This window comes from Paenibacillus sp. FSL R10-2199 (assembly GCF_038000235.1).
Lineage (GTDB): Bacteria > Bacillota > Bacilli > Paenibacillales > Paenibacillaceae > Paenibacillus_AQ > Paenibacillus_AQ phytohabitans.
Genome location: NZ_JBBOBO010000002.1, coordinates 782474 through 809299 on the forward strand (window position 1 = coordinate 782474; position 26826 = coordinate 809299).

The window sequence follows — 26826 nt, forward strand, 5'->3', positions numbered from 1 at the left end:
CGCCCTTGCTCCGGCTAATCAGGCCTCCGGCTGTCCGGTAGGCTTGTACCTGAATTTATGAATTTATTATTCTGAACCCGTTACGATGTCAGCCTTATGCCGATCATGCCGATAATAATGATGGCCAGGCATATCAGTTTGGACGGTCTAAGCGATTCTCTATACACCATGGCCCCCAGCACGACCGCTCCGCAGGAGCCGATGCCCGTCCACACGGCATAGGCCGTCCCGACAGGTATCGTCATTACCGAGCGCGACAGGCAATAGAAGCTAAGTGCAAGGGCGGCAACTGCGGCAACAGAGGGCCAGAGATGCCGGAATCCCCGGGAATATTTTAATAGAGGAACACTGGCGACCTCCGACAATCCGGCAATGATCAGGAGCAGCCAGCCCACTAGCGCAGGCCTCCTTGTTCACGGTCTGCCGGGGACGTCGTTGACAATGGCAGGAAGTGCCCTTTCTTCAGTGCCCGGCCAGGCTCACCGCCCCGAAGCGCTGCATCTGCTTCACCGCCGCCTTCCTGCGCCTCACTCTCATCCCCAGCCGTCAGCTTCAGGCCGATCATGCCACAGAGCAGCAGCAGAATGAAGAAGATCCGCCAGAACCCGGCGGGCTCGTTCAGCAGCAGCATTCCGGCAGCGGCAGTGCCTGCCGCCCCGATGCCGGTAAATACGGTATATGCGGTTCCAACAGGCAGCCGCATCATGGCTTTTACATATAAGGTATAGCTTATTCCAATGCAGCACAGGACAAGCAGGCTCGGCCAGAACAAGCGGAAGCCTTGACTGTATTTCAGCCCGGTGGCCCAGAAGATATCCACCAGTCCTCCGGCAACAACATAGAACCAGGCCGACATGCTGCGGTCCTGCAATGCAGAAGTCTGTTTCAGTACATTCATATCTGTGCTTCTCCTTATCCGTCTAGCCGATGAACTGGAGCATGGAGCTGAAGGATTTGATCGTTTCCATCATTTCTTTCTCCATTAAGGAGAGATGGTGCCGCTTCGTCCAGGCCAGGACAATCGACACATCCAGCTCCGTATCGGCAATATCGAGCGGCACAATGCTGCCCTTGTTCAGGAAATAATCACTCATGAATTTCGGGGCAAAAGCGGCGCACAGGTTCTGGCCGATCACATTCTCCAGCATCGGAAAGCTGTCCAGCCGGTAGGCTACGTTGTAGTCTCCGTGCTTCTGCAGCAGCTCGGACACCCAGCAGTCGGTAGCGAACTCCGTATTATACAGAACCAGCGGCTGGGCCAGCGCTTCCTGCAAGGGAACTGCCCCCCGGCCTGCCAATTCTGAATCCTTGCTGACAAGCAGCACCAGCCGGTCGCGGAACAGCTCTTTGATGCAGAGATCCTTCTCCTCCGGTTGTCCGCAGGTCTTCATGACGACACCGAAGTCCGCCTTGCCGGCCGCAATGTCGCGCAGATTATTGTTCGATTCCCCGACCTTCATCAGCACATTGACACCCGGATGCCTATATTTGAACGTAGTTAGCGCATTGACCATGATCGTGTTGCTGATGAACGGCTCCACCGCAAGATGGATACTCCCGGTCATGGCCTGCGTATTCTCCTCAGCCAGTGCCTTGATGTCTTCCAGCAGGTCGATAGCTTCCATCGCCTTCTGGATTACAGCCCGACCGACATCGGTCGGCTGAACCCCCTGGTTAGTCCGCTTAAACAGCAGAATGCCGAGTTCAACCTCAAGCTTGGACACCGATGAGCTCAGCGCAGGCTGGGAAATGTAGGAGCGCTCGGCAGCCGTCGATATGGAGCCCGTTTGGGCTATCGCCACAATATGATAGAGCTGTTCCAGACGCATGGCTTCTCCCTCTTGATTCTTAATAGCCTCATTATATAACTATAAAACCAATGTGACTACTAGGAAAAAAGTCTGCTTCATCTCCTGATGCGTCCTGCTGCGCCGATGTTCAAGGCACCCATTGCTCCAGCTGCTCCACCAGTACCGGAAGCGGGTGATACCCGCCGAGACGCAGCTTGACCTCGCCGTCCAGGAACAGCACCAGCTGCGGGATGCCCCGCAGGCGCAGACTCTGAAACAACAGCCGGTATTTGCCGGCATCTACGCCATACACATTCATCCGGCCCTGGAAATCATGGGCTATGGCCTCGGCTACCGGGAACAGCTGCCTGCAGATTTTGCAGCGCCGGGAGCCGAAGAAGACAAGTACAGGACCTTCACTGCCGAAAGCGAGCGCTTCGAATTCACTGTCCGTAATATGGGAGACCGGCCTGCGCGGAATTTCCGGGCGCATGCTTACACTCCGCCCCCCGCACCTGCTGTCACTGGCTCTCCCGCCTCTGCGGGTTTTCCTGCCGCCGGGATCTCTTCCTCCGCAGAACCGGCCAGAATCTGATAGATGATCCCGCCCTCAGCATTCTCCGGTACCGGGGACCCGGTAAGATGGCAGATGGTCGGCACGATATCAACGACTTTGACTTTGCGGCCGATGACTTCCCCGCTCTTCACCCCGGCTCCCAGGGCAATAAACAAAGCTCTCATGGAGTACCCCAGCAGAGTGTGGTTGCTGAGGCCGTTGCCGTGGCAGCGGGTGAAGTCAGCCTCAAGGATGTAGAAAATATCGCCGGAGTTCTCTCCGCCAAGACCCACTACTTCCATGTCATTGCGGTTCAGCGCGAAGCTGATGACTCTTCTGCCTGTCTTGGGATCACGGTAACTGTACAGATCATCGATGATCTTCGCTACCGTGCTGTCATAGTCTGCCGGATCAACAATTCCCTGTGGATCACGGCCTTTTACATTGAGATAAATGAAGGTAGCGCGCTGGGCAACAGCTGTCGTCCGGCTCCAGTCAATCTCATAGCTGCCTCCGTTTTCCTTAAGCTGCGTGTACCCGAGGTCACCGAGAATGCCGACGTTGATGCCCCACATGTCGCCGATCAGCGGGTGATCAGTCTCCGGATTCTTCGCGACTCCTGCATGGTCCGAGACAATAAAGGCCGCCGTCCCGCCGTCCAGCCGGTCCAAAAGAGTGCTGATGAAGCGGTCGCTGATCTCATAGATTTTATAGATAATCTCCTGATAACGTTCATACTCCGCAGACGCAGCGGGCAGCGTATGGTCCAGGTAGAAATGATTGAACATATCAATACCATGCATGTGAGTGTAGAACAAATCCCACTCGTTGTTATCCAGCAGATGATTGATCGCATCTACATGCCAGCTGTACATTTCCTCAATCGATTCCAGCAGCACCTGATCCGCCTGCGGATTCAGACGGCTGTAATTGGAAGGCTGTAGCATCGGCCCGACTTTGCTGTATAGCTCCTCCCCGATATTTTGCGGATAAAAGTATTTGCCCGTCTTCAAATCGAGCACATATGAGGCGTAGAACTTAAAGCTGTTACCGGCGGGGTCCAGCTCCAGCACACGGATTTTGTAGGCGACTGGAATGTCCGCGCCCTCAATGCTGTAGGTGTCATAGATCCAGCCGCTCCATTCTCCGGGTCCGGCTTCACCGAGAGGCACCGCTGCCGTTTTGGAGGCATAAATCTGAACCCGGCTGTAATCCCCTTGATCATCGGCAACCAGCAGACCGTACCGTCTGGCCTGCCCGTTATTTACCGGAACCGCGAACTCACGCGCTCCTGCCGGAGCAGAAGTCCAGCCTTCAGCCGGTCTCAGCGGCGTATAAATCTGATCCGCAGTCGGCACATCTGCAGACAACTCTCCATCCTGGGTCGTTGTGACCAGCCCCGGCTGGGTATAGCCATAGCCTTCGTAAGTATCCTTGCTGATCTCGGCCTTCTGCGACGTTTCTTCTCCTTCAAACCGGCAGTTGGCCCCGGTATTATCCACGACATGGGGGATTTCAATTAGCTCGGCATATTCCGCGCGGCCTTCATATACTTTCTCATAGTCAATGTAACCGCGCAGATTGGTGTAGATGCTCGTTCCGTCCACATAGATTGCATCCTCCACCTGCGGCGGCCAGGACGTTGGATAGTTGAAAATAATACTCTTTTTGCCCGCCCGTGCATAAGCCTGCCAGATCGTCTCCGCCTTCAGCAGCCCCGAGTCAAAGCCATAATCCAGCACATCCAGCTCATTGCCGAGCGTATGGTTCCAGAAGCAGGTAATGCCGTGGGTCGCCGGATACGCGCCCGTAGCAATGGATGCCCAGTTCGGCGGCGTTATCGCCGGAAGCACGCTCTGCATACCCAGATCGCTGGTGGTTACACCGGCATCGAGCGCTCTTTTGAAGCCCGGAAGCTTGCCTTCTGCCACATATTTGCGGATGACTGCCGGATCTGCGCCGTCAAGACCCAGCAGCATTACCTTCTTCGCTTTGCTGTTATTGTTGTTGCTGTTGTTGCTGCTGCCGTGAGCACCGTCTTTGCCGTTTGCCATAACCTCACTCCGTCCAGGGATTTTTAGATATTCCTATGTGATAACTAGGAATTAATCTCTGTGGTCATTATAGACGGCAGCCAGTGCGCTTGTTAAATAGACGTTGCTTATACGGGTATAAGCGGCGCTTATCCCCGCAGAACAAGTGGAAACGGCTTTGCCGACCTTATAAAGGGCGGGATCGTTTCAGCGGGATCGTTTCAAAGCGAAATATCCCGCCCCATTACAGGGGCAGGATATCCTCTGGACTCGCTATTCCGCTTCAGTCCGGAAGCTTAGCTCAGCGCGTGCGGAACTCCCGTGGAGTCTGGCCGGTCTGGCGGTGGAAGAGGCGGGAGAAGTAATGGAGTGAGCTGAAGTGGTATTTCTCGGCAATCTCAGTAATACTCAGCGGGCTATGCAGCAGGTCTTCCTTGGCCCGGTTGACCCGGAAGCGGTTCATATACTCCACAGGTGAGGCCCCGGTAGATTTGCGGAACAGCTCGAAGAAATGCCCCCGGCTCAGCTGAAGACTGCTGTAATATGCCTCCAGCGGCTTCGGTACATCATGCAGCAGATCCTGCTCCATCTGCTCGAGCAGTGAGCTGATCCTCCGGTCCGGAATGGGCTGGCCGCTCAGCAGCAGATGCAGCAGATCATCAATAAACTCCTGGAAATGACGCTGAATCGTCAGATTGCGGATGAAGGTCTGCTCATTATCGAACTCTCCTGCCTTATAGAACTTCTGAAACCGCTCTGTCCACCCGCGCAGCAGCCCCACATCCATGGACAGCGGAAGCGGATACGGGAAAAGAGGTCCCAGCAGCTCCTCCTTCAGTTGCTCCGGCTTATAGCAGATCGGGCAGGCCCAGTCGAAGACACCCTCCCGGTCCACAAGATGCCAATCGAAATAGCAGCACAGATGAACCATGGGTTCGGCAGCATCAGCACGCCATTCATGAAGCTGCCCGGGCGGGAGATGGATCAGCATTCCCGGACTGACCCGGTGGGACTGTCCGCCGGCTAACAGCGTCCCGTAGCCTTCGCTGATCAGGTAAACCGAGCTCATGTAGCAAATTCTCGGTGAGCTGGATTGCCCTTTGGCAAAGGGATAGCGGGTAGCCAGATAGACGTAAGGATGTATCGCGGAAAAGTTCATACCGGTTCCCCTCCCTTCCTTTCGTTGATGCGGTTACTCTGTAACGTTCGAAGCCTGCGCGGCTTCAATGGCAGCTGCCAGCTCTTCGTAAGATGAACCCGGCAGCAATTGGCCGTTCACCATAAACTTCGGTGTCCCGTTCACCCCGTAATTTCCTGCGGTTTTGAAATCCTCCTTGACCGGAAGCATGTAAGTACGCGCCTGCAAATCCTTCGCGAAGCGTTCATAATCAATACCGCTGATGTTGTCCTTCACGAAATTAAGCATAAACTGCGGGGTAGCCCAAATCTTCGTCTCATCCCCCTGATGGTCGTACAGCTTGCTCATGAATTCCCAGAATTTATCGTTGTCCAGGGCAAATACCGCTTCGCCTGCGCTGGCCGCCATTATCGAATCCCGGTCGATGAAGGCAAAGTTAATGAAGAACAGCTCTGCCTTGCCGGTATCTATGAATTCCTGTTTGAACTGTTCAAAATAGGTCTCCTTCCACTTCTTGCAGGCCGGACACTTGAAATCTGCGAATTCAATCACCTTGGCTTTGGCTGTGGTGCTGCCGAGATGCGGCTGCTTCTCATATTTCAGGCCATTCGCATCGTAGTCTCCTCGGATTTCCGTATAATTGGGCAGTCCGTCCAGCCCGCCCGCCGCCTTGGTCCGGGTAAGGAACACCACGGATACGGCCAGTACCATCACACAGATTACGATGACCGGAACTGCGAAACCGGAACTTTTCTTTGTTTGTTTTACCTTCGATTTAGCCATTGCTGATTATCCCCCTAGATAAAATAGATGCCGCTTATTGATAGCGCTTTCTATGCTGAATATAAGCTGGAGGATATTTCAGCGTAAAGGTACACTTGCGGCAGCAGGGTACCTTTCCCCCGTTCAGACTGGGCGTGACAGTCCAGCGTCAATTCACCCGCCGATCGTGCAACAACCGGACCCTACGCTAAATACTTTCCGGCGGGATTCGCCTACGATTTATGTCAGGTAAACCCTATAGACGGTTTAGTACATTTAGAAAAACAGGTCAATACAGCTTGGAGGAGGCATAACTAAGATGAAAAAAACTAAGGTATCATCGGTGACGGAGGGTGCGGAGGCGGCGAAGGCGGAGGTGGAGACGATTGAGGCGGAAGTGATGGTGGAGCTCGAGATGGCTGGGGCGGTAGCTGCGGTGACGGAGATGGTGGAGGCGGTATCGTCGGTGATGGAGGCAGACCCTATGGTGGTGGAGGAAACTGTGGAGGTGATTGGAGCGGTGACTGAGATGGCAGAGGCGGTAGCGGCGACGGAACCGGGACCAGCAGCAGGTTATGCAGCGGCAGGTAGTCTGCTTCATGCCCAAGAGCAGGCGGGGCGGCATAATATTACCTTCAGCGGTCCGGCGGCGGATTTCTTCGAAGGGGCGCTGCTGGGCAACGGCGGGCTTGGTGTGGTGGTGACCACCCGGCCGGATGCGGTTATACTGCACTTCGGACACAACAATGTCTGGGATATCCGGATTGCCGAGCATCATGCGGAGGAGATTCTGACCTTCCAGGAAGTGTACGACCGCTTCGCTTCGCTTCCCGCTAATCTCGGCCAGCTTACGGACAACCCGTGGTACCGCGAATACTGCGAAATGGCCGGAGACAACTACAGCAAGCCCTACCCGCGCCCGATGCCCTGCGGCTCGCTGCTGCTCCGGTATGACCGGCGCCGCGCGGAGGTACTCGGCCACACGGTGCATATTGGCGACGGACGCTGCACGGTTGATTTCCTGATCAACGGCAAACCGGCGGTGTTCGAGCTGTTTGTGGAGGCGGAGCAGGACCGGGTGTGGATGTCGGTAACAGATACGGCGACCGGTTCGCAGGTTCCACTGTTCCATGAGGCCAGGCTCATTCCCGATCCCAAGACACCGCAGGAGTTCCCTCCGGCGTCTTGGGAAAACGATGCTGGTGCTGGCCTGATGTCTTTTACACAAATTCTGCCGCACATGGAGTTCCCCGCTTCGCCTTACCTTCCGCATGAGCGGGACAAGGCGTTCCGGCTGGCGGTCCGGCTGCCTGGAGCAGAATTCATTGGCAGCGGCAGCATTGCCCGTCTGGATAGCTCAGGGAAATCCGGCGGATTTCTGGCCTGCGCAGAATTGCGGGAGGGACCGGCAGCGGAGATAGCGACTTTAGCTGACACAGGAACTGTAATCGGTGCTCAACCTGGACCTAGCGCATCTGCCAGGATGAACGCGCCGACACGCGCCGGTTACGACCACGCGCTGGCGCACACCCGGGAAGCATGGCGGGAATACTGGGGGCATTCCTTCATCGCCTTGGAGGATGAATTCCTGGAGCAGATCTGGTACCGCAATCTCTATTTCCTGAACTGCTCCGTCAAAGCGGGAATAACCTGCCCCGGCCTGTTCGCCAACTGGAGCTACGGCTCCATCGGAGCGGATTGGCACGGAGATTATCATATGAACTACAACACCCAGCAGCCATTCTGGGTGACGTTCTCCAGCAACCATCTGGAGAAGCATCTGCCCTACGCAGACATGGTGGATCATGTACTGCCGGTCAGCCGCAAATGGGCACGCGAATATTACAGACTGCCCGGCGCCTATTTTCCGCATTCTGCCTACCCTGTAGAAATGAGCATGATGCCTTACCCTGTTCCGCATTGGGGCTGGGAAATATGCGAGACTCCATGGACTGTACAGAGTTTATGGTGGCATTATCAATATTCAATGGATGAGGAATTCCTGCGCAGCCGCGCCTTCATGCCTATGAAGGAAGCCGTCCTGTTCATGACGGCTTATATGAAACGTCCCGAAGCTTATGGTCAGCCCTGGAAGGACGGCTGCTATCATATTTTCCCGACGGTGGTGCCTGAGTTGTATGAGATCACGCCGGGATTCGCCCGCAACAGCGATTGCCTGATCGATCTGACGCTGACCAAATTTATCTTCCGGGCATTCATCAGTGCCTGTACCGTTCTGGGTGAGATTGAAGCAGAAGGAGCCCTGCTGACTGAAGTACAGGATATCCTGAATCACTTTCCGGAGTATCCGGAAGCCGAATCCGCTTCGGGCCGTGTATTTGTATCCGTAGCTGGCGAAAATCCGGACACCGTCTACAATGTTCCGGTTCCGCTGACCACTGTCTTCCCCGGCGAAGAACACGGTCTGCATTCTCCTCCGGCAGAGTATCAGACGGCGGTGAATACTTACCGCAATCATCTCAATGAAGGCGGGAATGAGCTGGTGTTCCAGCCCCTGGCCGGGGCGCGGCTAGGTATTCTTGATCTGGAGCGGTTCAAGCGGCAGATCCGGTACTGCCTGCTGCCTAACGGCACCTGCACAGATAAAGTGCTGATGAGCGGCGGACGCTACTCCGATACGGACGACTTCAGCTTCATGGCGCGCATGGGTATCTGGTTCGAGAATTTCGCACTGCCCGCCGTTATCAACGAATGCCTGCTCCAAAGTTATAACGGCGTGCTGCGCTTTTTCCCCAACTGGCCGGAGTATGACAGCGCAGAATTCCGCACCCTGCGCGCGGTAGGCGGCTTCCTCGTCAGTGCGTCCATCCAGGCTGGTGAAGTGCAGCAAATCGAGGTTTTCAGTGAAGCAGGAGCTCCGTTATCCTTCTATATTCCTTGGGAGCAAGGGGCCGAATGTACCCGTTCCTCCGGGGAGATGCAGACCTTCACAGGTATGGACGCGGATATACAGACTTCTGCCGGGGAAATTATCCGCATCGTTAAAGCGGGGGGATAGCTCCTAAACAAATCAATCGCCAGAGAACAAACTAGGAAAAGCCACTTTGGCAACTTGCTTGCTGAGGATTTGCAATGACTGGATTACGGTATATGCGGCAGGCTTAATCTTAGTTGCACTTTGTACAACTATATTATCTGATTTAGAACGGATTATCCGTTTAGTTGTATTCCGTACAATTAAACTGCCGTACTTAGATGGTTTTTACCGATTCGGACAAATTTAGTTGTACAGACTACAGTTATAAGAGGCGAGCAGCCCTTTTCGCCTTTTTTAGTTGTACATTATACAACTATCACGGAATTCGTTGGAACTGAATACTCAAATTGCTGCATGTATGAAATGTTTGAATGAACTCACTACTCTAGCTCTGATGTAGTACGATTCAGTCGACAGTTCCATAGCGCCATAGTCCCCTAAGGCTTCATTCCCGCCAAGAACACACGGTTATCGTGCAAAAGCAGCAAATAAGCGGGGGCGAAATTCGCCCCCGCTTCTCTTACGCCAACAGCTCCAGCCGGCTGCCCAATTTGTAGCTTCCGCCCGCTTCCGCCTGGAAGACTGTTCGTACCTCACCCCATCGTACCGTCACCATTCCCGGAGAAAAGGTACGGACCTCGGCTGCAGTCAGCTGGCCGTTATCCCAGGCAACATCCACTTCCGCATTCCCCTTGGCCCGCAGGCCGGATACCGCTCCAGTGCTCCATGCCGCAGGAAGGGCAGGCAGCAGATGAATCTCTCCCGCGTGGCTCTGCAGCAGCATCTCAGCAATCAGCGCTGTACCGCCGAAATTCCCGTCGATGACGAAAATATTGCTCTCCGCTCCGGCAATGCCCGATTTGGAGTAGGTGAACAGATTATCGAAGCACAGGCCGCCGATCAGGTGAGAAATATGCTTATAGGCATCCTCCCCGTCATGCAGCCGGGCAAACCCGAGTCCGAACAATGCCGCCGTGAACTCCACATCCTCCAGCTCGTTCTGTTGCATCCGGTTCTCCAGCGTAACTCTGGCTGCCCTGCTGAGTTCCGGTGTCCGGCCGGGAGTAATCCGATTGCCGGGATACAGTGCGAACAGATGGGACAGATGGCGGTGCTCCGGCTGGGCTTCCTCATAATCCTCCAGCCACTCCTGCAGCTGCCCCTTCCTGCCGATCTGAAGCGGTGGAAGCTTAGCTGCAGCCGCCTGAAGCATCTGCCGGAACGCTTCATCCCGGTCCAGAAGCGCTGCCGCCATCAGGCAGAATTCAAACAGCTCCCGGACCAGAATCTGGTCCATCGCCGGACCCATGGACAGCTGCTGTGCTCCTTCCCCGGCATGACCGGGATAGAAGCTGTTCTCCGGTGAATTCGCCGGTCCGGTAACCAGCCAGCCATGCTTGGGGTGGATACACATGTAATCGAGGAAGAATACGGCCGCCTCTTTGAGCACCGGATAGGCCTGGCGCGCCAGGAACTCACGGTCCAGACTATATTCATAATGCTGTATCAGATGTGTGGCAAGCCATAGTCCGCCTGTAACATTAAGTCCCCATGAAGTCTCCCAGCCGGGAAGCGTAAATCCCCAGACGTTCGAAAATACATGCGCAACCCAGCCCTTGCTGCCGTACAGATTGCCTGCCGTTGATTTTCCCGCCTGTGCCAGCTCTTCAACATAGCGCATCAGCGGAAGATGGCTGTCCCCCAGATTCGTAATCTCCGTAGGGTAATAGTTCATCTGGGTGTTGACGTCCAGGTGATAATCACAGCTCCAGCCCATCCGGCAGGCTTCCCCGTCATTCCAGATCCCCTGCAGATGCATAGGCAGCGGCGAATCGGCCCGTGAACCGGCGATCGTCAGGTAACGCCCGTACTGCAGGAACAGTGCGAACAGCTGGGGATCATCCCCGCCGCCCCGGGCCAGGGATTGAATACGCTGACCGGTGGGGAGATCCGCCTTATCTGAGCGCCCCAGGTGAATATTCACCTTGTCATACTGGCTGCGGTAATCGGCAATATGCTCTTCTCGCAGCAGTTCATAGCCCTTGCCTGCCGCCTGATCAATGGTGCTGCGGCTTTCTGATTCCCAGTCCGCATCTGTACGGCGGTAATTCGTGCTGACGGCGAAGTAAATCCAGGCTTCATCCGCTCCGCTGACAGTCAATAGGCCGTCACCGCTATGAATCGAACCGCCGGATATCACCACCTTGACCCATCCTTTGGCATAGACTCCGCAAGTGCCGTTGCTGTGTATATTTTCTGTTGCCTGGCTCTTGAATTCCAGCATATCGCCTTCCACGGCTGTCGCTCTAAACTGCCCCGTCCCGTTCACCAGACTGAGCGAAAAGGACACTGTACCCGGCAGTCCGCCCCAGATCCTTGACGCTACCAGATCACCCGCATGCGAGGCAAAAACCTCACGGTGCAGCGTTGAACTCTTACCCTGATGCACCGCTCCGGCCACCGCATTCGTCAGATCAAGCTCCCGCCGGAATTGTCCGCCATCTCCTGATTCCTGCTCCCGGTTCTGCATCTGCTCTGCAAAATCAATCACCACCTCGCATAGTCCGAGGTTCGTGCCGAAATTCTGCTTCTTAGGCTGCAGATGCCGCTTAGCCAGACGGTCGCCCCCTTCGTAATCCCCGCTGAAGAAATGCTGGCGCATTTCTTCCAGCGCAGCCTTACCCCCTCCGGAGGAAGGTACCGGGTCGCTCTGCCCCGACCAGTAGGTGACCTCGCTCATACTCCATACTTCGCGGTGTGGAGCAGCCATCACGACTGCCCCTAATCTGCCGTTCCCCAGAGGCAATCCCTGGGCCCAGCTCACTGCCGGCTCAGAATACCATAATTTGAAATCATTCATACCGCATTCTCCTGTCTGTCATAATCTGCCCGCCTCCAGCAGGTTCAAGGCACGCTTACATTCACTGTTCCTCTATGCAAAAAGAATTCGCTGTCACGTCTACCCCGCTACAGGCTGTAAGCCGGACAGCATTCTCAAGGCTTGAGAACCTTTCCTCGTCCATGCTCTTGTCCTTGTCCTTGTCCTTGTCCTTGTCTGTGTCTTTGTCCTTGTCTTTGCCCATTTTCCTGTTTCGATCTCCCGCATCTGCCGCCGCAACAACCACACGGTTATGCCTGAACGTTAATCCCTCCGTGCTTCTGGCACTGAGAACGGGGGTATCCCCAGTCTCAAAGAGATTGTGCTCTATGCGGATATTCCGGTGCACAGGCGCCCCGCTGTCCGCTTCCTTCTTCTCCGGGGCTATGTGGATGACTGGAGCTTCACTGCTGCCGCAGGCAATGAAGGTGTTCCCGGTAATGGTCATATCTCTGACAGCACCAGACTCATACCAGGACTCCGCATCGGCAGCAACCAGAATGGCGCTCATCTGCATCCGCTCGAATACGTTATCCCGGATTACTGTTCTGCGCCGCGTAGCCGCCAGAATCCCTCTGGTCGGAATCCGCGAGAAAACATTCCCCCTGATCTCCACCTCAGGAGTCCAGGTGACATTCTCAATGACATCATTTCCGCCGATGCCCGGCGGAACCGGCCCTTCCAGCGTTAACTCCAGTTCGCGCGGATTCAACTGCCGGACACCGGCAACCCGGCTGGCTGCATAAGCTGTCAGGGATTCCGCACGGACGAACTCAATCTCATCGCCCGGGTGAAAGGCCATGAACCCATACGTTTGCGGATGCATAAAGCGGACCCTCAACGTGTTTCCGGCAGACTGCCCGGCAATCCGCAGATAGGTGCCGTGCACATTGATTGCATCATCATGTGCCCCGCTAAAGCGGCTGTCTTCGATCAGAAGCTGTCCCCTGCAGCCGGACAGATGAATGAAATCGGCGAATCCGGCCACAGTCCGCCCGGTTTCAGGGCGCGGCGACAGATCCAGCTGCCGGAAGAGAAGATCCCGGCTGAACTGGCCCACGATCCCCAGCCCATGCATGAAATGCACACCTGCGTTCTGAAACGTCACGCCGGAGCACTCCGTGATGAAGATTCCGGCCTGATCCCGGATGCCGTCCCGTACCTGCAGGACATTCCCCGGGGTAGCCTCCGGCCGGAAACCGAAACAGAATCGCAGCCTGTGAGGGCCGATCTCTTCGACCTGCCGGGCCTCTGCCAGCCAGTTCTCCGTCCGCCAGGTTATGTTCTGCACGGGATCATAAACCTGCATCGGGCCTTCACGGAACCGCCAACCCTCGCCTGTCCAGTCCAGCCTGCCGCCGATCAGCTCATACCGAGAATCCGGGTGCACGGTGACTTCGCAGAAGTCTGCACCGCATTGCTCCACGGTCATCTCGGCTACTGTAGGCTGGACATAATCCAGATGCAGGTTGCGGATCTCCATGTCCGTGCAGCCGTCCAGAATCAGCATCGTCTGCTTCCCGTGGAAGAGGAACAGCGAGCCGTTCCCGTCCAGTGTCAGCTGACGCTGCCCCTTCAGCAGTAGCCCGGCGGTTTTGGTCACATCGGGAAGCTCTTCCTCGCTGGCCGTGTTGGTAATGTAATAAGGAACCCGGAGCGCTGCGTCCGGGTAGAAATGATAGCAGCCCTGCGGGCAGTCCAGCAGCACCGGACCCTCCAGCCTGCCTGCGGCTTCTATCGCCCGCCGCATCGCAGGCTGGGTATCCCCGTCCGAATCCGGGACGGCGCCGAAATCGGTGAGGCACAGCACCGTCCGGTGAACCGGCTGATCATCGTCTACGGGATGAACTTCGTGATGAATATCAAACACCTCCCGGATGAATGGTTATGAAGCAGACGGCTCATGAGTTGCCGGACTGCTCAGCTGCGGTGCTGCATCAGTTGTGCAGTAGCTTAAGTACCCGCAGACCGGTCCCGGTACTCCGGCTGTCCTTGTGCACTGTATTGCGAATTGTAACCTGCAATACGCCGCGTTTCTCTTGAACCGGGAATAGTGCCAGGATTGGACGGTAAGCATTCAGGCACCAGTCATCGAACAGATTGACTTCAGCGTAAGGCCCGCCGTTCAGCGAATATTCCACAATACCCGAGTCCGGCCCGTACAGCAGCACCAGTCCGGCACCTTGTCCCGTCACCGTGAAGCTGAATTCTGCCTGCGGATCATCAGTATAGGCATGCTCTGTAGAGAACCGCCAATTCATCAGCGGCTCCCCGGGCTCCAGCTCCTGGGTGCGGAAGCCTGCGGAATAGGCGGCGGCACTGTAATCCAGCAATCCGCCGTACTCATAATTCCGGCTATCCAGCGGAATGGGCAGCAGCGCTTCCTCTCCTGCTTCCTGTATCAGCTGTACCGTCTCTTGCGCTTCTGCTTCCTCTCCAGGTACTGCTGCTTCCCGCCCCGTTTCCTTTTTCAGCACCGCCGTCACTTGTGCTTCTGCTTCCTCTCCAGGCACCCCCGCTTCCGGCCCTGCTTCCTCCAGCCATCCCGGCTGAACGCCGCCTGGCACAATCGCCTGCTGCAAGTACTCCTGCACCAGCCCTGCATACAGCGCATGCCCCGCATCAAGCGGATGGTATCCGTCCGGAGCGAACCTCTTCCAATTCAGCTCACCTGTGTGGATCATGGTATACACCTTCGCCGCACAGTCAATCGACGGGATGCCATAATGATCGGCCACCTCCTCATGCACGGCGATATTAAAAGGCTTGTAGCCGGTCAGGTTCTTGTCGGCTGCCGTGTACACGAAGATCAGCTCCGTCTCCGGTGACAGACGCCGGCACTGGCGGACAATTCCCTCCATACCGCGGATGGACTCCCCGCGGTCTTCCCCGTCATTCACGCTGAATTCAACAAACAGCAGGTCTATTTCCCCGTGGCGCAGCACATGCTCCTGCAACCGGTGTGCACCGAAGGTGGAGGTGGTCCCGCCGACCCCGGCATTGATGCAGTTCACGGGATGGCCGGCGCAGAGCCTTTGCAGATATGCTCCGGTCAGTGCACGCCAACTGGTGGCCTCCGCATCCGAAGCACCTGCCCCTTCTGTAATCGAGCCGCCCAGAAACGCGGCTGTAAGCGGGGCAGCCCCCGCAAGCTTGCTTCTCATCCCGGGCAGTCCCCGGCGCGGTTCAATACCCGGAATGCCTCCGCTGTTCTGGTATTGCATAATTCCACCTCTTTACCAAATGAATAGGCCTTAGCCTTACTTGCGGTGAATACTTGAACGTGTTTGAACGTCCCTACAAACAGCAATGCCGGCCAAGGAGGCCGGCATCCGTTTTGCAGCGGTTAGGCCGCCCGCGTTTCCGCGCTATCCGGCTTTATTTCGCTGACACATCATAAGCCTTCTGCAGAATCTCCAGATAGCGGTCCAGCTTCAGGTCTTTAAGACCTTTTACATAAGCATCCCAGTCCTTGTTCAGATCCTTGTTGCCCGTAATGAACTGCAGCTCGTTCTGCTCAATGTAGTTTCTGAGGTTCGTCTGCAGCATGCTGGCTTCGTCGATGTCACTCGGGTCAATCCAGATCGACCAGAGCGGGAACAGGTCCTTCGGTTCATGGCCCTCATACAGCAGCGTAGCATCATAGAGTCTGCGTTCATATCCGTTGGAAGCATAGATATCTGTTCCCTGGACAAAAGTATCGCGGTACTCCTTCGGCATATAGAAGTGGCCCATTCCGCTCCAGCCCGCATTGCGCGGCGCTTCGCCTTCTGCCATCGGAATCTGCTTGATCACCGGCTTCGAATCCTTGCCGAGTGCCACATCGCCTTCACCCGGATCGGTCCAGTCAATGCCTTTCATTCCGCTGGCCGAGTTGGTCTGGCCTTCCGGGGTGAACATATAATCGACCATTTTGATCAAAGCAATCTGTGCTTCTTCACTCGCTTTGTTGGTAATGACAAACTTGGCTCCCGGCGATACACCGCCTGCATCATGGGTGGCGAACGATACGCCGGAAGGACCGGTAAGCGGAGCAAGCGGGTTGTAATGCGCTGAACGCGTGTTGCCCGGGTCAATATTGATGAAGATGGCAGGGTGCATGCCCGCACCGGCGCCAAGAATTTCCGCATCGGCGTTCTCGCCGATTTTTTTGAACGCTTCAGCATTCTGGGTAAAAGCCCCCGGATCAATCAACCCGGCATCGAACAGGGATTTGATATAGGTCAGGCCCTCTTTCCATTCCGGCTTGATGGCTGCCGATTCGACCTTGCCGTCCGGTGTCAGGTTGAGGTAATTACGGTCATCGTCATAGACGAAGCTGTTCATCAGATAAGGAATAATCCGTACACCGAAATCTTCAGTGGAACCGCTCAGTGGCACTTCATCGGCCTTGCCGTTGCCGTTCGGGTCCTGTGTCTTGAAGGCTTCCAGCATCTGCTTGAACTCTTCGGTAGTTTTCGGTTCTTCCAGATTCAGCTTTTTAAGCCATTCGGTGTTGATCCACATTTTATTCGGATAAGAGCAGTGGAAGCATTCCGTGTAAGCACCCAGCCCGTAAATATTGCCGTCCGGCGCTGTGTTCAGCGTCTTCAGTGCAGGTGTTTTTTCCATTGCTGCCTTAATGTTCGGTGCATACTTGTCAATCAGATCATTCAGCGGCACAAGAACGCCCTGCTGGCCGTATTTCAGCACATCGCCCTGCGAGAATTCATCAATATAAGCGGTGAGCAGATAAGCATCAGGATAGTCGCCACTGGCCAGCGAGATCTGTCGTTTCTCTTTGGCCCCGTCGGACGGGTTGATCTGCCAGTCGAACTTAATATTGAATTTGTCCTGAAGGAAGGTGGTGAATTTATTGGTTGGAATATCAATGCCCGATTCCTGGACAGCAAAGACGCTGACTTCAACAGGTGCTGCCGCAGCCGGTGTATTTCCGCTTGCATTCCCGCTGGTGGCCTGGGCGCCCGAAGGGCTGTCTGTATTTTTGCCCGAGCATCCGCTGATCACAACTGTAAGTACCGTTACCAGCATTAACAAACTAATAAGGCTTTTCTTCAAAATCAATCACTCCCTTTTTTTGAGTTGAACAGGGTGGATATTTCTTGCTGCCGGCTGATGAACTCACCCCCTTTGCAGGTGTACATGCCAGGCCTCAGCCCTTAACGGACCCGACCAGCATCCCTTGAACGAAATAACGCTGCACAAAAGGATAAATCACCAGCACAGGCAGCGTAGCCACAACAATCAGCGCATATTTCAGAAGCTCCGCCATCTGCTGCCGTTCCACCATCGCCATTGCATCCATCGCTCCGGAGCTGTTGTTCTGGATAATAATACTGCGCAGCACCAGCTGAAGCGGGAACAGATCCGCCGTCTTCAGATAGATTAGTGCGTCGAAATAGGAGTTCCACTGCCCTACGGCATACATCAGCACCAGCACCGCAAGGATCGGCTTGGATAACGGAAGCACTACACTGCGGATGAACCGCATGTCACTGCAGCCGTCAATCTCGCTGGCTTCAAGGAGCTCCTCTGGAATTGAGGCCTGGAAGAAAGAACGGGCGATGATCACCTGCCACACCCAGATGGCATTTGGAATCAGGAGCGCCCAGCGGGTATCGATCAGGTGCATCTGCCGGACCACCATATAGGTGGGGATCAGCCCGCCGCTGAAGATCATCGTGAACGTAATTACCATCATTAACGCATTCCGTCCAAAAAACGCTTTGCGCGACAAAGGGTAAGCAATCATTACCGTCAGCGTTACGCTGATCAGTGTGCCAGCCGCCGTATAAAAAATTGAATTGGCATAACCGGAAACAATCTCATGCGTGCTGAACAGCACCTTGAACGCCTTGAAGGAAATATCGACGGGCCAGAGCCACACACGGCCGGAGGTTACAGCCGCCGGGCTGCTGATGGAGCTGCTGATAATGAAGATAAGCGGGTACAGGACGGCTATCACCACAAGGATGAGCACCGCATAGACCACAGTGAGGAAGATCCGGTCACCGGTGGATTCTTTGATTTTTTGGGAAACTGCTGCCGAAGCGGCCATACGAGCACTCCTTTCCTACCAGATGCTGTTGTTCGTGATTCGTTTGGCCAAGCCGTTAACCGTAAGCAGCAGGACCAGATTAATTAAGGAATTGAATAAGCCGACGGCGGTGGCGAAGCTGTAATTGGCATTCAGCAGACCGATCCGGTACACATACGTAGCGATGATCTCGGAATTGACGATATTCAGCGGATTCTGCAGCAGATATACCTTTTCGAAACCGATCGCCATCACATTGCCTACATTTAGAATAAGGATAATCACAATTGTCGGCACGATGCCCGGAAGGTCGATGTGGCGGATTTTCTGGAACCGTGAAGCTCCGTCCACCTTGGCTGCCTCGTACAGCGTAGGGTCGATGCCGGCCAGGGCGGCCAGATAGATGACGGCGCTATAGCCTGCGGTCTGCCAAATATCGGACCAGACATAAATCGAGCGGAACATGCCGGGCTCCCCGAGGAAATTCACCGACTCCAGCCCGAAGAAATTCAGGGCAATATTGGCGAAGCCGAGGCGCGGAGCGAGAAACAGCATAATAATCGATACCATGACCACCGTCGAGATAAAATAAGGTGCGAAGGAGACCAGCTGGACAAACCGTTTGAACCGTCCGCCGCGGATTTCGTTGATCATCAGTGCCAGCAGGATGGGAATCGGGAACCCCGCCAGCAGCAGGAAGCCGCTCAGCAGAATGGTATTCTTCACCAGCGTCCAGAACATCGGATTCTCGAAAAAGAGTTCAAAGTTCCTGAATCCTACCCATGGACTGCCCCATATGCCTTTGATGACGTTATAATCCTTGAACGCCAGAACCGCATTCGCCATCGGATAATACTTGAAGATCAGAAAAAACAGCAGAGGTGGAATGACCAGCAGATGGAGCTGCCAGTGCTTCAGCATGCTTTTTCCGGCGTTAGAGAGCCAGCTCTGGCCTTTCCTCCGGGGCGCCGGCTTGTTGTTTAATATCAGATTTTTCTCCAGATTAATCCCCCCTAAAGTTGCGCCAGCGTGTACTGCGTTGGTTTGTGTCCATGATTGTACCTCGTGCAAAAATCGCTGCGGAAGCGTGTGATTGGTTTTCGTGTTGCTCCGTTGGTTCATTTTGCGTAAAACTTGTTGTGGAAGCAGGTCCTTGGTAGTGCTAAGTTGCTTCACTTGGATTGCTTCAAGCAGAACTTGCTGCGGAAGCAGGTGTTTAAGTTTGGCTGGCTAAATTGTGTGATAGCGCTTTCTCCACGACTCGATCATAAGGCCCGGCTGCGGGTCTTGAACAGGTACATTTCCGTATTTTGCGTACAGTTCACCCGGATTCCGGGGTCCATTGCATACGCTTACATCCCGCATTCCGCTTATACCTTGTCCAAACCAGGGGCACTTCTGCCCCTCATTTCCTCGGCTCGCCCACTTTTGGCGGATTCAGGGGCACTTCTGCCCCTCAATTCCTCGTCTCGCCCACTTTTGGCGGAATCAGGGGCACTTCTGCCCCTCGTTTCCTCGTCCCGCCCACTTCTGGCGGAATCAGGGTCACTTCTGCCCCTCGTTTCCTCATCCCGGTACTTTTGGCGGATTTAAAGGGATTTTTCCCTCTCATTCTCCCGTCTCGCCCACTTTCCGGCACATTTAAGGGGATTTATCCCTCTCATTCTCCCGTCTCGCCCACTTTCCGGCGCATTTAAGGGGATTTATCCCTCTGATTCTCCCGTCCCGCCTACTTCCGGCGCATTCAAAGGGATTATCCCTCTTACCCTCCCGTCCCGCCCACTTTCCGGCGCATTTAAAGGCAGCTGCTATTTCCGGCTAACTCAACTTGGTACTAATTTAAAATGAGAAAATTTGTTTTATCAACATTTATCTGAATGGTGTTCTTTTCCTAATGGTGTTCTTTTCTAAACGATGTACTTTACCAGACAATAAAAAACGGCCGCGCGTCCGGACCATGGACAGCTGCAGCCGCTTAAGCATGTGAAATCAATACTATTCGCCATGCGATTGTCGGTAGGTGCTCGGCGAAATGCCCGTCAGCCGCTTGAACGCCCGCCGGAAAGAATGTGAGCTGTTGTAGCCGACTCTGGCCGCGATCTCATCCACCGTGTACCGGCTCTCTCTCAGCAGGATTGCCGCCTCATCCATCCGCACCTTAATCAGGTGATCCGAATAATTCACCCCCGTCACTTCCTTGAACAGCTGCGAGATATATTTCTCGGGCCGCTCCACATGCTCGGCGACGCGGTACAGGGTGAGCTCGGTATCGGCGTACATTTCTGCAGTATACTGGTACATCTGCTTGATGATCTGGGTGTGCGCATCCTTCTTTTTGTTGGTGATGAATCCGCACAGCTCTCCGGTCAGCTCAAGGAATTCCGTCTGGATTCTCTCCAGCGGCGCCGAGGTGTCAATGTCGATAATCTGCCGTTTGACGCTCTCCCCCAGCGGGGACTCCATGAATATTTTTTGATCCAGCAGCTTGAGGAAGGTGCCCTTCATCTCCCCGATCAGCTGATGCTTCATTTCCATAGACAGCTCGCGGGGCCCCAGATTCTGTGCAAAAGTAGCCTCCATAATCCGCTCCGCCTCGGCCAGCTCGCCGGCGCGGATCGTACTGATCAGACGCTGCTCCGTCTCCAGAGGATAATAATAGGTCGTATTCTCAATCTGCACCTCCTGATGGCGCATGACTCCTTTACGGTTCGTATATACGGCATATTCCAGTGCCTGTCTGGCCTGCTCGAAGGACTGGCTAACCTCAGTAACCGACGAGAAATACTCCCCGAAGCCGCCCTGCACCGAAATACGGTATTCCTCAAACACCCGCTGAACCCCCTGATCCATCAGGCGTTCCATCCCATCTTCCTTGCCCGCCGGGCCACCGTCAGCTGTGCTGGAGAAGAACAAAATGACTATTTTGTCAGAGCCCATATCCGTCATCGGGAGCGGACCCGCCAGCTCGGCAAACGTCTGCTTCAGCAGGAGCCGGGCCGCATTCAGCTCATTCAGGATTTCAACACTGTCCATACCGGAATACCCTTTGATCTGCAGAATTCCCGCATACCCGGTTCCTTCACCCAGTCCGATATCCGCCTGCTCGGCTGCCGAGACAATCTCCTCCCTGGATTCGAATTCCCCGGCGATCAGCCGTTTGAGAAAAGCATCCCGGACCAGCGGCAGCTGACGGTTCAGCTCGGTCTCCAGCAGCTTGTTCTTCGTTATCATATCAGCGATATTCCCGCTCAGGAAGTCGAATTCATTGCGCTCCGGACTGTCCTCCTTGCCGAACTGCTCCTTCATCACGGCCAGCAGACGGTTAATCGGCATACTGTTTCTGTAGGCAAGCACAAGCCCGGCCAGCAGACCGAGGAATAGAGCGCCGGCCGTAATCAGCCAGGTCATATGCTTAATTTTATTGGCATTCTCCATCAACACACTGCGGGGAATCCCCGCCTGGTACACCCAGCCGTTCGTGCCGGAGCGGGTCGTGATCACGAGATCATCCCTGTAGAACTGGCTTACCTTATCCCCGTCAAAAAAAGGATCAGCAGCCAGCTTATCCACGTAACCATCATTTTGCCCCTGCAGCACTATGGTATTGCCGTCCGCATCGCTGATATGCACCCAGCCGCCATCACGCTCGGTCAGCCCGGACAGCAGACTGGCGATAATCTTCTCGTCAATATTAACCACCACGACAGCCGGCGAAGAATTATTGAAGCTATCCAGCGGCAGGGACTGCATATAGGTGATTACCGAGGTAGGTGTACCCTTACTCACAAAAGCGCTCAGCGGCTTAATCTCACTCCGGTGCGTACGGTCCAGAATCTCCTTTTTCCACTCCTCCAGCGGGAGATCCTTGTAGTGATAGATCTCGTAATAATGATCCGGGCGGTAGGAGGAGCCGGCAGTCAGCACCAGATCATAATTGGCCAGATAAATATAATAGTCCTGCAAAAAATCATTCGTCTGTCCGAAGGTCAGGACATTGCGCATGGCTCTCCAGATCCCGAACACATTCGTTTCACGGCCTTGTTCATTCATCAGAACATTCAGTTCCTGATTAATGGCCAGCTGCCGGGTAAGCCCTTCAACCTCAGCCATGCGGCGCTCCAGAATCTCCTGGCTTTTCTCCAGCTGGGTCACGCTGTTCTCAATCGAAATGGACTGGGTTACAGAGATTGAGGTGTGGTACGACATATAGCCCCCAATGCTGGGAATAATTAAGATGACCAGATAGGAGATCAGAAATCTGCGGAACACCTTGGAGTACTTGGGCATGGTAAGATTCTCCCCTCTATTGGTAGCGCTATCATAATATTAGCTTAAAACAATTTGCCGCCCAGTCAAGCTTTTGTCCTGCGCCTCCGCGCGGCGGCAATCGGGAATTTAATAAAAAGCAGCGATGCAGGCGGGCATCACTGCTTTTTATTAGTAATTCCGATCTCGCTGCAGACAACTGCCGCCCGGCGCGAGATTCGCGCGAGCGGCAGTGCAAGCGGATGATTAACATTAGTCAGATGTTAGAAATCCAGGAATCAGGAGCCGCTGAACTGCTCACCGCCTCCGTCTGCAGGCTTCCAGGCATGATTCACCGAAGCCTCCATGATATCGGCATAAGCCCAGTGGGTAAGCGGAACATCCCGCCACGGGGTAACTGCCATCCCGCGCAATGGTCCTCTGCCGGTAAGTCTGTTAATCACCGTAACCGCCTCTGCCCGCGTTAACGGATTGCCGGACTTGAAGCTGCCGTCGCTGTAGCCGCTCAGTATTCCGGCACCCTGCGCCTTCAGGATGGCTGCCTCTGCCCAGTGCCCGGCAATATCCGGGAATCCGCGGCCTGACGCCGTGTCTGCCGGGTCTGCCGATATCAGTACGGCTGCAAGACTCGCCATCTCGGCACGGGTAATCAACTGCCCGGGCCTGAAGCTGCCGTCACTATAGCCGGTCATCACCCCGGCTTCGGCCACAGCGGATATCGCCGCCGCTGCCCAGTAATCTGCGCTTACATCACTGAACGATGCCGCTGATCCGCCGGCCTCCGGTGTGATGGCTGCGAAGAGCAGCGATGCCATCTCGGCGCGGGTAATCTTCTGGTTCGGCTTAAATAAGCCGTCCGGATATCCTTTGGCATATGCGGAATGATGTTCCTCTGCAATGCCCGGCGTAGAAGATGGAACCGGCGCAGATGTCGGCGATGGTGCTACAGTTACTGCAGGCGAAGCGGTTGCAGCCGGAGCCGGATTACCTCCGGTTTGCGCAGTAGCTCCGGGCTGTGGTGTGGCTGTAGCTTCCGGCGTTGCAGCAGGTTCCGGTGTTGCACTTGGAGCCGGTGTTGCCGTCGGCTCTTCCCCCGGACCCTCGTCAGCAGCCGGCAAGGTGATTCTTACCTGATCGGCCAGCATAAGACCGCCTGATTTTTTCACAGCCTTCAGCACATGCGGTCCTGCCTCCAGTCCCGTAATCACGGCAATACTCTGCAGGATCTGCCGGTTCGCGCTATAGGCGCTGGCAGTCTGCTGCAGTTCACCGTCCACGTACAGCTCAATGTCGCCCAGTTCCGGGCCTGTTGGCCCTACAAGCGAAATCCCGCTACCCGTGAAGGCATATTCGAAATAGTCTCCATCATTCTCCGTGTAGTGCACATCATTCTGATAATCACCGCTGAATTCAAAGGTCAGCGTAAGTGTTCCAGCCGGCTGAGCGGCCAGATAGGACTTCGCGAGCGTGACTGTACTGCCGGAGAGCGTATAATCCGTATCCTCTACCAACGTGTAAGACCCTTGGCGGATGCCGCCGAACAGTCCCGGCTGCCGGAGCAGCGTCACGTCTATATCCGCCTGAGCCGCAGCTGCCTTGTCGAAGACAGCTTCCACAGGATTAACGAGGTCGGGAATTTCCACCTTCAGCATATCCAACAGCATGAACCGGCCTGACTTCTTCACTGCCCGCAATGTATGAATGCCTTCCGGAAGACCGGAAATACTGTACAGATTCTGCTGGGCCAGCCGCCCGTTCCGGTACGCGCTTACGGTTTCTTTGAATTCTCCATCGACATAGATATCCATATCCCCCTGCGAGCTGTCTACTTCGGTATACAGACTGATCCCTGTCCCGTTGAAGGCGTACTCAAAGGAATCACCATTAAGCTCGGTGTACTGCACATCATCCTTGTAGTCTCCCATGTTTCTTCCTGTGCTGCGCGACCAGGAGCCATTATAGGTGATTCCCGGATCATCATTGTTGATCTGTTCGTAGCGCACTGTAGAGGAGCCTGTTATCTGGACAGTGAACAGCTCGCTGCTTCCACCGTCGAAGCTAAGCGCCAGTTCTGTCCGGCCGGATGGCTGGTTGAACAGATACTCCTTTTTCAGGATGACTGTGCTGCCGTCAGCAGTGTAATCGGCGCCCGGCAGCAGGGCAACGCCATTATTCGTGATTGCCAGCAGCGAGTCGCTGCCGGCTGCCAGTGCAAGCTCCAGATCCGCCTGGCTGCCAGGGGCCTTGTCGAAGCTACCTGCCTGCGGATTAATCAGCTGGCCTGCCGTAATCCGCAGCGCATCAAGCAGCATATATTGGCCGGAGTCCTTGACCACCTTCAGAGTATGCTCACCTTCCGCCAGCCCCGAAGCGCTATATACGATCTGCTGGGCTTCCTTATCCCCGGACGTATACGTGCTCACCCGGTCCGGACTTGCGGCATCGTCCAGATACACCAGTATATCGCCTTGTGCGGGGTCCTTCTCCGTCAGCAGCTCAATTCCCGTACCGCTGAAGGTATACTGGAAATAGTCACCGTTCTGCTCCGTATAGTGCACATCTGCCCTGTGGTCCCCGGCAGATCTGCCGGTCGAGGAAGACCAGGAGCCGCTGTAGGCAATCGCCGGATTGCTGTCATTGACATAGACCGAGCGGGTAACCGATGCTCCGCTGCCTGTTTCCGTATCAATCGGATCTGCTCCAGCACCGCCCCCCTGTTGCCCGCCGTCCCCCGGATCTCCCTCACCCGGAGCCGGAGATGTATCAGTGATGCTGATATTCATATCCTGGCTGCCGGGAACCTGCTCTTTCCCGCCATTACGCTGCCAGGAGCCAGTGTAGCGCAGCCCGGTATCATCATCATTAACAATCGAGGTGCCCTCCTTTGCTGTCACCTTGAACATCCGCGAAGCATGCGGTTCAAGCGTACCTGCACTGTAACCGTCCCCGAAGGTTCCAAGCTCCGTGTGGCTCCAGAGATCGCGGACAGAAGCGGGGCCTTCGAGTCCGATATCACTCCACTTCACATCCACTGCTGCACTGCGGCTGCCGAGATTAAAAAGGGCCACATTATAGGTACCGTCGCCGTTATTCGCGTACCAGACCTGCTGCTTCGTATCCATCGACACCGGATGGGCAGGACGCCCGGACTGGTTGACGGCAATGACCTCGTCATTCGTCAGCAGCTGCAGGCCATAGTCGTCAAGCCGGGTCATGTCGTTGCCGATATAGAGCTGCGCCGCAGATACGGCCCAGAAGGTCATGGCTGTCTGCCGTTCATCCTTGGTCAGACCGTCCATTGCCCCGTTTCCGACATTGAGCGAATCGAAGTCATTCCATCCGCCGGGACCGGCATCCCGCCACCATACGGCAGCATCCGGGAACAGCCGGGCGATATTGGCCCACTGGGTTAATCCCACATTGCTGTCGTAGGCTTCAACATCCCACTGGATCCGCCAGCCGTTGGCGTATTTCTTCCAGAAGTCAACATAATTATGATCGAGCGCCCAGGAGAGCTCAAACCAGATGCCATTCCGGGCCAAAGCCTTGGACCAGGCTTCCACATCACCGCGTGCATCAAGACTCAGATTGTTGATTCCCGACCCCGGAGTCACGCTGTCAAATTTGACGAAGTCGATCCCCCATTCGCCAAGCATATCGGCGATGGAATCAATATACTTTTGCGCGCAGGGGTTGCTGAAATCGATCTTGTAGCTGTAGGCATTCCAGGCATCCACAATCTTGAGCGGCTGCACGGCAATGTCCTGCATCCGGCATTCACCGGCAGTTCCGTAGATTTCCAGATTCTGATTATAGGCATCGATAGACAAGCCGGGGATCAGGTAGATTCCGATTTTCTGCCCGTTGTTGTGGACATAGTCGATGACCTCCTGGAACCCGTTCGGGTAACGCTCAGTACTTGGAATAGGCCTGCCGTATTCATCCATACTTCCGTTCCAGCCAGCGTCAATATTAATATACTCATAGCCGTGCGACTGCAGCTTCTCATGCATGGCATCCGACTGTTTCTTGATGCTGTCCGCCGATATCCAGTTCCCTGAAGGCTCATACACCTGCATACTGAAGCTGCTCCAGCCCATATAAGGCTTCTGTGCCAGCTCCTTGTCAGCTGCCTCCGCCACATTCTGCCTGGTTCCCGCAAGTCCGGTTTGCGCTGCTGTCATGATCAGCATCAGCAGGCACAAGCCGATTTTCTTACCCAAAGACTTCAAATATCCCAGCTCCCCTCGGCAATTTATAAAGCGCTTTCTATTTCTGCCGCAACTTGCTCACTGCATGCTCATTGCATGCTCTCTGCTTACCCATGGTGGCACGACGAATAATGGTAGCGCTTTCCATACGAGTTGA

Annotated in this window: 16 protein-coding genes; 1 reads left to right on the forward strand and 15 read right to left on the reverse strand. The window is 55.1% G+C overall.

Annotated elements, in window-relative coordinates:
• Positions 1-80: 80 nt before the first annotated feature.
• The 7 genes from NYE33_RS31300 to NYE33_RS31330 form a co-directional block, all read right to left on the reverse strand.
• Positions 81-395, reverse strand: a complete 315-nt coding sequence (locus tag NYE33_RS31300; RefSeq protein WP_336102528.1) for a DMT family transporter — start codon at positions 393-395, stop codon at positions 81-83.
• Positions 395-898, reverse strand: coding sequence for a DMT family transporter (locus NYE33_RS31305; protein ID WP_340947381.1), 504 nt, complete (start codon positions 896-898; stop codon positions 395-397). Before NYE33_RS31305 ends, NYE33_RS31300 begins: the two co-directional genes overlap by 1 nt.
• A gap of 22 nt (positions 899-920) precedes the next feature.
• Positions 921-1829: a LysR family transcriptional regulator gene (locus NYE33_RS31310; protein WP_042134910.1), complete on the reverse strand. Its 909-nt coding sequence runs from the start codon at positions 1827-1829 to the stop codon at positions 921-923.
• Between the two features lie 109 nt (positions 1830-1938).
• A complete protein-coding gene (locus tag NYE33_RS31315) occupies positions 1939-2283 on the reverse strand; it encodes a thioredoxin family protein (protein WP_052421732.1) in 345 nt (114 codons plus the stop codon).
• 2 nt (positions 2284-2285) lie between these two features.
• On the reverse strand, positions 2286-4400 hold the full coding sequence (locus NYE33_RS31320; protein WP_336102526.1) for an alkaline phosphatase family protein: 2115 nt from the start codon (positions 4398-4400) through the stop codon (positions 2286-2288).
• A gap of 280 nt (positions 4401-4680) precedes the next feature.
• Complete coding sequence (locus tag NYE33_RS31325) at positions 4681-5538, reverse strand: AraC family transcriptional regulator (protein WP_336102525.1); 858 nt, start codon at positions 5536-5538, stop codon at positions 4681-4683.
• A 33-nt stretch (positions 5539-5571) separates the two neighbouring features.
• A complete protein-coding gene (locus tag NYE33_RS31330; protein ID WP_341069210.1) occupies positions 5572-6300 on the reverse strand; it encodes a DsbA family protein in 729 nt (242 codons plus the stop codon).
• Positions 6301-6598: 298 nt separating this feature from the next.
• On the opposite strand from NYE33_RS31330, the gene NYE33_RS31335 reads away from it, so the two are divergent.
• Positions 6599-9298 carry a glycosyl hydrolase family 95 catalytic domain-containing protein gene (locus NYE33_RS31335; protein ID WP_341069212.1) on the forward strand — a complete coding sequence of 900 codons (2700 nt, stop codon included), beginning with the start codon at positions 6599-6601 and terminating at the stop codon, positions 9296-9298.
• 499 nt (positions 9299-9797) lie between these two features.
• Here the strand turns inward: NYE33_RS31335 and NYE33_RS31340 are convergent, their stop codons facing one another.
• The 8 genes from NYE33_RS31340 to NYE33_RS31375 all read right to left on the reverse strand — a co-directional run bounded on the left by NYE33_RS31340 (position 9798) and on the right by NYE33_RS31375 (position 26690).
• The gene (locus tag NYE33_RS31340) at positions 9798-12137 is read right to left on the reverse strand and encodes a glycoside hydrolase family 95 protein (RefSeq protein ID WP_341069214.1); all 2340 of its coding nucleotides are present in this window, start codon (positions 12135-12137) and stop codon (positions 9798-9800) included.
• Between the two features lie 61 nt (positions 12138-12198).
• A complete protein-coding gene (locus NYE33_RS31345; RefSeq protein WP_341069216.1) occupies positions 12199-14025 on the reverse strand; it encodes an alpha-1,3-galactosidase-related protein in 1827 nt (608 codons plus the stop codon).
• 67 nt (positions 14026-14092) lie between these two features.
• Positions 14093-15379 carry an SGNH/GDSL hydrolase family protein gene (locus NYE33_RS31350; RefSeq protein ID WP_341069218.1) on the reverse strand — a complete coding sequence of 429 codons (1287 nt, stop codon included), beginning with the start codon at positions 15377-15379 and terminating at the stop codon, positions 14093-14095.
• Positions 15380-15533: 154 nt separating this feature from the next.
• Entirely contained in the window at positions 15534-17186 is a 1653-nt protein-coding gene (locus NYE33_RS31355; RefSeq protein WP_445669826.1) for an ABC transporter substrate-binding protein, read from the reverse strand.
• Between the two features lie 121 nt (positions 17187-17307).
• A complete protein-coding gene (locus NYE33_RS31360; protein WP_042134901.1) occupies positions 17308-18213 on the reverse strand; it encodes a carbohydrate ABC transporter permease in 906 nt (301 codons plus the stop codon).
• Between the two features lie 15 nt (positions 18214-18228).
• Complete coding sequence (locus tag NYE33_RS31365; RefSeq protein WP_039307795.1) at positions 18229-19113, reverse strand: ABC transporter permease; 885 nt, start codon at positions 19111-19113, stop codon at positions 18229-18231.
• A 1074-nt stretch (positions 19114-20187) separates the two neighbouring features.
• Positions 20188-22479 carry a helix-turn-helix domain-containing protein gene (locus NYE33_RS31370; protein WP_341069220.1) on the reverse strand — a complete coding sequence of 764 codons (2292 nt, stop codon included), beginning with the start codon at positions 22477-22479 and terminating at the stop codon, positions 20188-20190.
• A 257-nt stretch (positions 22480-22736) separates the two neighbouring features.
• Complete coding sequence (locus tag NYE33_RS31375; protein WP_341069223.1) at positions 22737-26690, reverse strand: X2-like carbohydrate binding domain-containing protein; 3954 nt, start codon at positions 26688-26690, stop codon at positions 22737-22739.
• Positions 26691-26826: the final 136 nt, after the last annotated feature.